This window comes from Micromonospora sp. NPDC002411 (genome assembly GCF_053592955.1).
The window spans coordinates 1-9,292 of record NZ_JBSFBM010000265.1; the positions used below are offsets into that span (position 1 = coordinate 1).

Here is a 9,292-nt window from a genome sequence, read left to right on the forward strand (position 1 = left end):
GGCATCGACGCCGAGGCCGGGCCGACCGAGATCGCCATCCTGGCCGACGACACTGCCGACCCGGCGCACGTGGCCGCCGACCTGATCAGTCAGGCCGAGCACGACCCGCTGGCCGCGAGCGTGCTGGTCACCCCGTCGCTGGAGCTTGTCGAGTCGGTCGAGCGGGAGTTGGCCCGGCAGGTGCCGGCGACCAAGCACGTCGAGCGGGTGACCACGGCGCTGACCGGCGAGCAGAGCGGCGTGGTGCTGGTCGACGATCTGGAGGCGGGGCTGCGGGTGGTCGACGCGTACGCGGCCGAGCACCTGGAGATCCAGACGGCCGACGCCCGGGAGTGGGCGCTTCGGGTGCGCAACGCCGGGGCGATCTTCGTGGGCGCCTGGTCGCCGGTGTCGCTCGGCGACTACTGCGCCGGGTCCAACCACGTGTTGCCCACCGGCGGCTGCGCCCGGCACTCCTCCGGGCTGTCGGTGCAGTCGTTCCTGCGCGGCGTCCACCTGATCGAGTACACGGAGGCGGCGCTGCGTGACGTGGCCCCGCACGTGGTCACCCTGGCGAACGTCGAGGACCTGCCCGCACACGGCCAGGCGGTGCAGGCGCGCTTCCCGGGAGCGTCGACGTGACGAGTCTCGACGACCTGCCGATCCGGGACGACCTGCGAGGGCTGTCGCCGTACGGGGCGCCGCAGCTGGACGTGCCGGTGCGGCTCAACACCAACGAGAACTCCTACCCGGTGCCGGAGCCGGTGGTCGAGGCGATCGGCAAGGCGCTCGCGGCCGAGTTGCGCGAGTTGAACCGCTACCCGGACCGGGACGCCGTGGCGCTCCGCGCCGACCTGGCCGAATATCTCGGGCACGGGCTCACCGTCGCGCAGGTGTGGGCGGCGAACGGCTCCAACGAGATCCAGCAGCAGCTGCTCCAGGCGTTCGGTGGGCCGGGGCGCAGCGCACTCGGCTTCGTTCCGGCGTACTCGATGCATCCGTTGCTGGCCCTCGGCACCGGCACCCGGTGGGTGCCCGCCGAGCGTGGCGTCGACTTCGGGTTGACCGTCGAGGAGGCGGTCGCCCAGGTCCGCGAGCACCAACCGGACGTGGTCTTCCTCTGCTCGCCGAACAACCCGACCGGCACGGCACTGGACCCGGCGGTGATCGCCGCGGTGCTCGACGCCGCGCCGGGCATGGTGGTCGTCGACGAGGCGTACGCCGAGTTCGCCCGGCCCGGGACGGTCAGCGCCCTCGCGGTGCTGCCCGGCCACCCGCGGCTGGTGGTCAGCCGCACGATGAGCAAGGCGTTCGGCTTCGCCGGTGGGCGGCTGGGTTACCTGGCCGCCGATCCGGCGGTGGTGCAGGCGGTGCAGCTCGTCCGGCTGCCATACCATCTCTCCAGCCTCACCCAGGCCGCCGCACGTGCGGCGGTGACCCACCGCGACGCCCTCCTCGGTACGGTGAGCGCGATCATGGCGCAGCGGGACCGGATCGTGGCGACGCTGCGGGAGCGCGGGTTGCGGGTCGCCGACAGCGACGCCAACTTCGTGCTCTTCCAGGTGGGCGGCGACCAGACCGTCATCTGGAAGGCCCTGCTGGCCCAGGGCGTGCTGGTCCGGGACGTCGGTCTGCCCGGCTGGCTGCGGGTGACCGCCGGCACCGCCGCCGAGACCGACGCCTTCCTTACCGCAATGGAGACTGTGACGTGGGAGCGCGAGGAGTGAGCTTGCGAGCCCCGCAGTCGCGACCGAAAGGTATGCAATGAGTCGGACCGCCCGGGTGGAGCGGATCACCAAGGAGACCAAGGTCCTCGTCGAGATCGACCTCGACGGCACCGGAGCCGCCGAGATCAGCACCGGCGTGGGCTTCTACGACCACATGCTGCACCAGATCGCCCGGCACGGCGGCTTCGACCTGACCGTGCGCACTGTGGGTGACCTGGAGATCGACGCGCACCACACCATCGAGGACACCGCGCTCGCCCTGGGCGCCGCGTTCGACCAGGCACTGGGCGACAAGGCCGGCATCCGACGGTACGGTTCGGCGACCGTGCCGATGGACGAGGTGCTGGTCCGGGCGGCTGTGGACCTGTCCGGTCGGCCGTACGTGGTGCACGACGAGCCGGTGCTGGCCCCGTACATCGGGCCGGTCTACGCGACGAGCATGACCCGGCACATCTGGGAGTCCTTCGGGCAGGCGGCCCGGGTCACGCTGCACGTCGACGTGCTGCGGGCGGCCCGGCCGGGCGGCCACCCGGACGCGCACCACGTGGTGGAGGCGCAGTTCAAGGCGGTCTCCCGTGCGTTGCGCGAGGCGACCTCGATCGACCCCCGCGCGGCCGGTGCGATCCCGAGCACGAAGGGTGCGCTCTGATGGGGGCCGCGTTGCCGACGTTGTTGCTGATCCTGGCCGGGGTGTTGGTGGGTGGCGCCTGGTCGCTGTACCGCCAGGGCGCGTCGAAGGGCGTGGTGGGCATCACCGCGCTGCTCGCGGTGCTCGCCACTGTCGGCGGGGTGCTGTGGCTGTTGCCGGGGCAGGACGCATGAGCGCCGTGGTGGTGCTCGACTACGGCTCGGGCAACCTGCGCTCGGCGGAGCGGGCACTGGCCGCCGCCGGCGCGGACGTGCGGGTGACCGACGACCTGTCCGCCGCAGCCGCCGCCGATGGTCTGGTGGTGCCGGGGGTGGGCGCGTACGCGGCGTGCATGGCCGGGATCGAGGCGTTGGGTGCCGGCCCGGTGATCGCCGAGCGGGTGGCGGCCGGTCGGCCGGTGCTGGGGATCTGCGTGGGCATGCAGGTGCTCTTCGAGTACGGCGAGGAGCACGGTGTGGTGACCAAGGGGCTCGGGTTGCTGCCCGGTGGGGTGACCCGGTTGGCCGCCACGCGGTTGCCGCACATGGGCTGGAACACGGTCCGGGCGCCGGGGGAGTCGGTGCTCTTCGCCGGGTTGTCGGAGCAGAGCCGGTTCTACTTCGTCCACTCGTACGCCGTGGGTGATGCGGCGGCGCTGGCTGCTGCCGGTGCCACGGTGACCACCGCCCACCACGACGTTGATTTCGTCGCCGCTGTGGAGCGGGGTCCGCTGTCGGCGGCCCAGTTCCACCCGGAGAAGTCCGCCGACACCGGTGCCGCGCTGCTGCGCAACTGGCTCGCCACGCTGCCCAGCGGTGGTTGAGCGTCGTCGCCCGGTGCCCGGCGCGGGGGCGTCGCGGTGAGCCGGGAACGGGCCCGTCGGCGGGCGGAGCGGGAGGCGGAGCAGGCCCGGGAGCGGGCCGTCCGGCAGCGGCAGGTGGCTCGCCGGCAACGTCGTCGCGCGGTGGTCCGCCGGTTGACGCCGCAGCTGCGGCGGGGCCGCTCGGGCCGGCTGGCCCGGCACAGCCGTGGTGAGCGGGCCGCGATCGTGCTGCTCACCGGCGCGGCGCTGATTCTGATCTGGTCGTTCGTCGACAATCTGGCGTTGCGTATCGCGCTGATCGTGCTGTTGCTGCTCGTACTGCCGGCGATCGTGGTGATCGCCCTGGACCGTCGTACCTGATCGAGGAGAACACGTTGAGCCTGACCCTGTTACCCGCCGTGGATGTCGCCGACGGCCGGGCCGTCCGGCTCGTGCAGGGCGCCCTCGGAAGCGAGAGCGTCTACGGCGACCCGTTGGACGCGGCGCTGGCCTGGCAGCAGGACGGCGCGGAGTGGATCCACCTGGTCGACCTGGACGCGGCGTTCGGGCGGGGCACCAACGCGCACCTGCTCGCCGAGGTGGTACGCCAGTTGGACGTGAAGGTGGAGCTGTCGGGCGGGATCCGCGACGACGAGTCGCTGCGTGCGGCGTTGGGCACCGGTGCGGCCCGGGTGAACATCGGCACCGCGGCTCTCGAGGACCCGGTCTGGTGTGACCGGGTGGTCGGGGAGTACGGCGACCGGGTGGCCATCGGGTTGGACGTGCGGGGCCAGACCCTGTCCGCGCGTGGGTGGACCCGGGACGGCGGTGACCTGTACGAGGTGCTGGAGCGGCTGGACAAGGCGGGCGCGAGCCGGTACGTGGTCACCGACATCACCAAGGACGGCACGATGCGCGGGCCGAACCTGGACCTGCTGCGTGAGGTGTGTGCTCGTACCGACCGGCCGGTGATCGCCTCGGGGGGCGTGTCCACGCTGGACGACCTGCGGGCGTTGGCGACCCTGGAGCCGGTCGGGGTGGAGGGCGTCATCGCCGGTAAGGCGCTCTACGCGGGTGCCTTCACGGTGGCCGAGGCGCTGCGGACGCTGGCCGAGGCGTGACTGTCACCCGGCTGGGGTCGGGTGGGCCGTGGGAGCAGAGCTACGGCTACTCCCGGGTGGTCCGGGCCGGTGACCGGGCCTGGACGGCCGGCTGCACGGCGACGGTGGACGGTCAGGTGGTCCACGTCGGTGACGCCGCCGCGCAGACCGCGCAGGCGCTGCGGATCGGGTTGGACGCGCTGGCCGAGGTCGGTGCGGAGCCGGGTGACGTGGTCCGGACCAGGTTGTACGTGACCGACCGGCTGCACGCCGACGAGGTGGGCCGGGCGCACAACGCGGTCTTCGGAGCGGTCCGGCCAGCGGCCACCCTGGTGGTGGTGGCCGGTCTGCTGGACCCGGAGCACCTGGTCGAGGTGGAGTTGGAGGCGTACCTCGGCGATCGCTGAGGTGTGCCCGGCCGAGCCATGGTCGGCACGATTAGGTTGTGCACAACTTAATTGTGGGCTACGGTTCAACGGTGACCGATGACCTGGTGCTGCGCCGGCAGGTGTGCTACGCGCTCTACACCGCGTCGCGCGCGTTGACCGACGTCTACCGGCCGATCCTCGACGAGTTCGGGCTGACCTACCCGCAGTACCTGGTGCTGCTGGTGCTCTGGGAGCGTCCCGACGAGGCCCGCACGGTGTCCGAGCTGGGCACCGAGCTGCGACTGGACTCCGGCACCCTCTCTCCGCTGCTCAAGCGGCTGGAGGGGGCGGGGCTGGTGGCCCGTCGACGGTCGGCCCGCGACGAGCGACGGGTCGAGGTAGGCCTCACCGAGCAGGGCCGTGCCCTGCGCCAACAGGTCGACCACGTCCCGATGTGCATCGCCCAGGCCACCGGGCTGGGCATCACCGAGCTGGTCGCGCTGCGCGACACCCTCAACCAGGTCACCGACACCATCCACCGACAGAAGGAGCAGTGACCCTCATGCAGGTTCTCTACACCGCGTCAGCGACCGCCAGCGGCGACGGGCGGGACGGCCACGTCGAGACCTCCGACGGCACCCTCGCGCTCGACCTGGCCGTGCCGAAGGAGATGGGTGGCGCCGGCGGCGCGGCCAACCCCGAGCAGCTCTTCGCCGCCGGCTACGCGGCCTGCTTCCACGGCGCGCTGCGGGTCGTGGCCCGCCGGGCCAAGGCCGACGTGACCGGCTCCGTCGTCGCCGCCGAGGTGGGCATCGGCCCGAACGGCAGCGGCAGCTTCGGGCTCACCGTGCAGCTCGTCGTCGACCTGCCCGCCGTGCCCCGCGAGGCCGCCGAGCAGCTGGTCGAGCAGGCCCACCAGGTCTGCCCCTACTCGAACGCCACCCGCGGCAACATCGACGTCACGCTGACCGTCCGCGAGACCCTGGCCGCCTGACCACAGGCCCCCGGGCACCCCACCGCGGACGAGAGGACGACCACCCCCGTGACCAGCAACCGTGAGATCCACCTGGCCAGCCGCCCCATCGGCTGGCCCACCGACGACAACTTCCGACTCGTCGAGACCGAGGTCCCGACGCCCGGACCGGGCCAGATCGTGGTCCGCAACCAGTACATGTCCGTCGACCCGTACATGCGGGGACGGATGAACGACGTCAAGTCGTACGTCGCGCCGTTCGCACTCGACGCGCCGCTCGACGGCGCCGCGATCGGCGAGGTGGTGGCCAGTGAGGCGGCGAACATCGCCGTCGGGACCACCGTCCTGCACGGGCTGGGCTGGCGGGAGTACGCAGTGCTCGACGCCACCGCCGCGCGGCCGGTCGACCCGAACGTCGCCCCGGCCAGCGCCTACCTGAGCGTGCTGGGCATGACCGGGCTGACCGCGTACGCCGGGCTGCTGGAAGTGGCCGCGATGAAGCCCGGCGAGACGGTGTTCGTCTCCGCCGCGGCCGGCGCGGTCGGCAGCCTGGTCGGCCAGATCGCCAAGCTCAAGGGTGCCGGTCGGGTCGTCGGCAGCGCCGGGTCGCCGGCCAAGGTCGAACGGCTGCGGGCGTTGGGCTTCGACGCGGCCTTCGACTACCACGACGGGCCGGTCCGTGACTCGCTGCGGGCGGCCGCCCCGGACGGCGTCGACGTCTACTTCGACAACGTCGGCGGTGACCACCTGGAAGCGGCGATCTCGGTTATGAACCTGCACGGTCGAGCCGCCATCTGCGGCATGATCGCGCAGTACAACGCCACCGAACCGCCGGCCGCCCCGCGCAACCTGGCGCTGGTCATCGGCAAGCGGCTCACCCTGCGTGGCTTCCTGGTCAACGACCACAACGACGTGCGTTCGGCGTTCGTCAGTGACGTCGCCGGCTGGCTGCGCGAGGGCACCCTGTCCTACGACGAGACGATCGTGGACGGCATCGAGAACGCCCCGTCGGCGTTCCTCGGCGTCCTGCGCGGCGACAACCTGGGCAAGATGCTCGTCCGCGTGTGACGCCCACCTCTCTCACGGCGGTCGACCCGATCGGGTCGACCGCCGTGCCGCGCGCGGGAGATAGGCTCGCGGCATGACCGTGGCGGTACGGGTGATCCCCTGTCTGGACGTGGACGCCGGACGGGTGGTCAAGGGCATCAACTTCCTCGACCTGCGCGACGCCGGCGACCCGGTGGAGTTGGCCGCCGCGTACGACCGGGCGGGCGCGGACGAGCTGACCTTCCTCGACGTCACCGCGTCGTCGAGCGACCGGGGCACCATGCTCGACGTGGTGCGCCGCACCGCCGAGTCGGTGTTCATCCCGCTGACCGTCGGCGGTGGGGTCCGGCAGGTCGCCGACGTGGACACGCTGCTGCGTGCCGGTGCGGACAAGGTGGGTGTGAACACCGCCGCGATCGCCCGTCCGGAGCTGATCGCCGAGATCGCCGACCGGTTCGGCCGGCAGGTGCTCGTGCTCTCCCTCGACGTACGACGGGCTCCGAACGGCGTGACACCCAGCGGCTTCGAGGTCACCACCCACGGCGGCCGACGTGGCACCGGGATGGACGCCGTGCGGTGGGCGGCCCGGAGCGCCGAGTTGGGCGCGGGGGAGATCCTGCTCAACTCGATGGACGCCGACGGCACCAAGGCCGGCTTCGACCTGGAGTTGATCGCCGCGGTGCGAGCGGTGGTGGACGTGCCGGTGATCGCCAGTGGCGGTGCCGGCGAGGTGGCCCACTTTCCGCCAGCGATCGGCGCCGGGGCGGACGCGGTGCTCGCCGCCAGTGTCTTCCACTTCGGCGAGCTGACGGTGGCCGAGGTCAAGGACGCGCTGCGCCACAGCGGTCACCCGGTGCGCTGACTCGTCAGTGCCCGCCGGAGTGGCCCTCCGGGGATCGGCGGGGCGTCGGGATGGACCGGACCGCGTACTCCTGGACGGCCGCCGCGTGGTCGGCCTCGTCCAGGTTCCACTCGGCGCTGCCGGGAGCGTGTCGCCGGGTCAGCACGCCCTGCACGGTGTCCACCATGGTCGCCACACCCGCCCGCGGGCGGGTACGCCAGAGCTGTTCACCCTCGGCGGTGATCCGGAACCAGCCGTCGGCGACGCTGACCAGCCCCGCACCGACCAGCCGCTGGACCGCGGCCTCCACCTCGTGCCGCTGCGGAATCGCGTGGTTGAGGTGGTCAGCGGTGGACAGCACATCGGTAAGGCGGACGCCCTCCGGCCGTCGACTTGTCGCCGACCGACGATGCCGACCGGCACCGCTCGCGATGACCAACGACACGAAGATCCAGGCGTCCGTCCAGCGCCAACCGTTCTCCCCCATGCAGAGATGATGACGGCGCGCGTCCCGGAAGGGAACACCCACCCTCCATCCGGCACTGTGGAGCACCACCGCGTACCGGTTCGCGGACGGTCGGTGAGGGTTCAGCCGGTGGGGGCGACCGGTGCGGCGGTACCGGCCGTGGGCGCGGCGTCGTCGGCTGCGGCCTCGTCGACTGCGGCGGCTTCGGGTACGGCGTCGTCAGGTCCGGCGGCTTCGGGTACGGCGAACAGCGGGATGAAGAGCTGGGCCAGCGGACCGATGGCCAGCGCGTACGCGACGGTGCCCAGGCCGACAGTGCCGCCGAGCAACCAGCCCAGCGCCAGCACGGTGACCTCGATGACCGTTCGCACCAGCCGGATCGACCAGCCGGGCCGGCGGGCCACGAAGCCGGTCATCAGCCCGTCGCGTGGGCCCGGGCCCAACCTGGCACCGAGATACATGCCGGTGGCGGCTCCGTTCGCGACGATACCGGTGACCAACATCGCGATCCGGACGCCGAGCGGGCCACCGGAGGGCAGCAGCGCCAGAGTGGCATCCACGACCAGGCCGATCACCACGACGTTGCTGACCGTGCCGAGGCCCGGTCGCTGCCGCAGCGGGATCCAGAGCAGCAGCACCAGCGCGCCGACGCCGATGGTGACGGTGCCGAACGAGAGCTCGGTCAACTCGGAGAGGCCCTGGTGGAACACGTCCCACGGGTCGAGGCCCAGGTCGGAGCGGACCATCAGGGCCATGCTGAAGCCGTAGAGGCCGAGCCCGAGGTAGAGCTGGACCAACCGCCGAACCGGCCGGTGCCGCAGATTGCCAAGCAATGCCATGCATGCCACCCTAGATGCCAATCCTCATCGAGGAAGAAGCCAATATCGGGGGAGTGGCCATGACTGGTCAGGTGCGCGGGGTCCAATTGGCTCGCCTGCTCGGGCAGTGGCATGCCCTCCCGGGTCGCCGACGCAGCCCCGACTACGCGGCCCTGGCCGGCGCGGTGCGCGGTCTGCTCGCCGACGGCCGTCTGCCGCTGGGCGTCCGCCTTCCCGCCGAGCGGGAGCTGGCCGAGGCGCTGCGGATCAGCCGGACCACGGTCACCGCCGCGTACCGGCACCTGCGGGAGACCGGGCACCTGGCCAGCCGCCGGGGCGCGGGCAGCTGGACGATGCTGCCCGGCAACCACCGGGTCGCCAGCACCGGCCTGTGGACCCCGTTGGACGACCGGGACATGATCGACCTCGGCGCCGCCGCACCGGCCGCCCCACCGCAACTGCTGGGTGCGGCCCGCGCCGCCGCCGAGGACCTGCCCCGTTACCTGGGCGGAGCCGGTTACCACCCGACCGGCATCATCGAGC

Annotated in this window: 14 protein-coding genes and 1 pseudogene; 13 read left to right on the top strand and 2 right to left on the bottom strand. The window is 72.3% G+C overall.

What is annotated here, in order from left to right; all coding sequences use genetic code 11:
- The 12 genes from hisD to hisF form a co-directional block, all read left to right on the top strand.
- Positions 1 to 621: histidinol dehydrogenase (gene hisD / locus ACWCO3_RS25900; RefSeq protein WP_450012489.1), on the top strand; the 621-nt coding region annotated here is incomplete at its 5' end.
- On the top strand, positions 618 to 1,706 hold the full coding sequence (locus ACWCO3_RS25905) for a histidinol-phosphate transaminase (protein ID WP_145779743.1): 1,089 nt from the start codon (positions 618 to 620) through the stop codon (positions 1,704 to 1,706). The genes hisD and ACWCO3_RS25905, both read left to right, overlap by 4 nt.
- Before the next feature lie 37 nt (positions 1,707 to 1,743).
- The gene (gene hisB, locus ACWCO3_RS25910) at positions 1,744 to 2,355 is read left to right on the top strand and encodes an imidazoleglycerol-phosphate dehydratase HisB (protein ID WP_145779744.1); all 612 of its coding nucleotides are present in this window, start codon (positions 1,744 to 1,746) and stop codon (positions 2,353 to 2,355) included.
- Entirely contained in the window at positions 2,355 to 2,528 is a 174-nt protein-coding gene (locus ACWCO3_RS25915; protein ID WP_167524791.1) for a hypothetical protein, read from the top strand. Before hisB ends, ACWCO3_RS25915 begins: the two co-directional genes overlap by 1 nt.
- Positions 2,525 to 3,157, top strand: a complete 633-nt coding sequence (hisH, locus tag ACWCO3_RS25920) for an imidazole glycerol phosphate synthase subunit HisH (RefSeq protein WP_145779745.1) — start codon at positions 2,525 to 2,527, stop codon at positions 3,155 to 3,157. Before ACWCO3_RS25915 ends, hisH begins: the two co-directional genes overlap by 4 nt.
- 36 nt (positions 3,158 to 3,193) lie before the next feature.
- Positions 3,194 to 3,517: a hypothetical protein gene (locus ACWCO3_RS25925; protein ID WP_145779746.1), complete on the top strand. Its 324-nt coding sequence runs from the start codon at positions 3,194 to 3,196 to the stop codon at positions 3,515 to 3,517.
- A gap of 14 nt (positions 3,518 to 3,531) precedes the next feature.
- Positions 3,532 to 4,257: a bifunctional 1-(5-phosphoribosyl)-5-((5-phosphoribosylamino)methylideneamino)imidazole-4-carboxamide isomerase/phosphoribosylanthranilate isomerase PriA gene (priA, locus tag ACWCO3_RS25930; protein ID WP_145779747.1), complete on the top strand. Its 726-nt coding sequence runs from the start codon at positions 3,532 to 3,534 to the stop codon at positions 4,255 to 4,257.
- Positions 4,254 to 4,643 (top strand): RidA family protein, encoded by a 390-nt coding sequence (locus ACWCO3_RS25935; protein ID WP_145779748.1) that lies wholly within the window; start codon positions 4,254 to 4,256, stop codon positions 4,641 to 4,643. Before priA ends, ACWCO3_RS25935 begins: the two co-directional genes overlap by 4 nt.
- 71 nt (positions 4,644 to 4,714) lie before the next feature.
- Positions 4,715 to 5,161, top strand: a complete 447-nt coding sequence (locus tag ACWCO3_RS25940; RefSeq protein ID WP_423437226.1) for a MarR family winged helix-turn-helix transcriptional regulator — start codon at positions 4,715 to 4,717, stop codon at positions 5,159 to 5,161.
- Positions 5,162 to 5,166: 5 nt separating this feature from the next.
- Positions 5,167 to 5,598 carry an organic hydroperoxide resistance protein gene (locus tag ACWCO3_RS25945; protein ID WP_145779750.1) on the top strand — a complete coding sequence of 144 codons (432 nt, stop codon included), beginning with the start codon at positions 5,167 to 5,169 and terminating at the stop codon, positions 5,596 to 5,598.
- Between the two features lie 48 nt (positions 5,599 to 5,646).
- Positions 5,647 to 6,645, top strand: a complete 999-nt coding sequence (locus tag ACWCO3_RS25950; protein WP_145779751.1) for an NADP-dependent oxidoreductase — start codon at positions 5,647 to 5,649, stop codon at positions 6,643 to 6,645.
- A 73-nt stretch (positions 6,646 to 6,718) separates the two neighbouring features.
- The gene (hisF, locus tag ACWCO3_RS25955; RefSeq protein WP_450012494.1) at positions 6,719 to 7,486 is read left to right on the top strand and encodes an imidazole glycerol phosphate synthase subunit HisF; all 768 of its coding nucleotides are present in this window, start codon (positions 6,719 to 6,721) and stop codon (positions 7,484 to 7,486) included.
- A gap of 4 nt (positions 7,487 to 7,490) precedes the next feature.
- Here hisF and ACWCO3_RS25960 read toward each other — a convergent pair whose 3' ends face one another.
- Positions 7,491 to 7,952 carry a hypothetical protein gene (locus tag ACWCO3_RS25960; protein WP_145779753.1) on the bottom strand — a complete coding sequence of 154 codons (462 nt, stop codon included), beginning with the start codon at positions 7,950 to 7,952 and terminating at the stop codon, positions 7,491 to 7,493.
- A 200-nt stretch (positions 7,953 to 8,152) separates the two neighbouring features.
- Positions 8,153 to 8,770, bottom strand: a pseudogene (gene yczE / locus ACWCO3_RS25965) (membrane protein YczE); the annotation flags it as partial.
- A gap of 59 nt (positions 8,771 to 8,829) precedes the next feature.
- Here yczE and ACWCO3_RS25970 point away from each other — a divergent pair.
- Positions 8,830 to 9,292 (top strand): GntR family transcriptional regulator (locus tag ACWCO3_RS25970; RefSeq protein ID WP_450012496.1); only part of this gene is annotated, 463 nt, incomplete at its 3' end.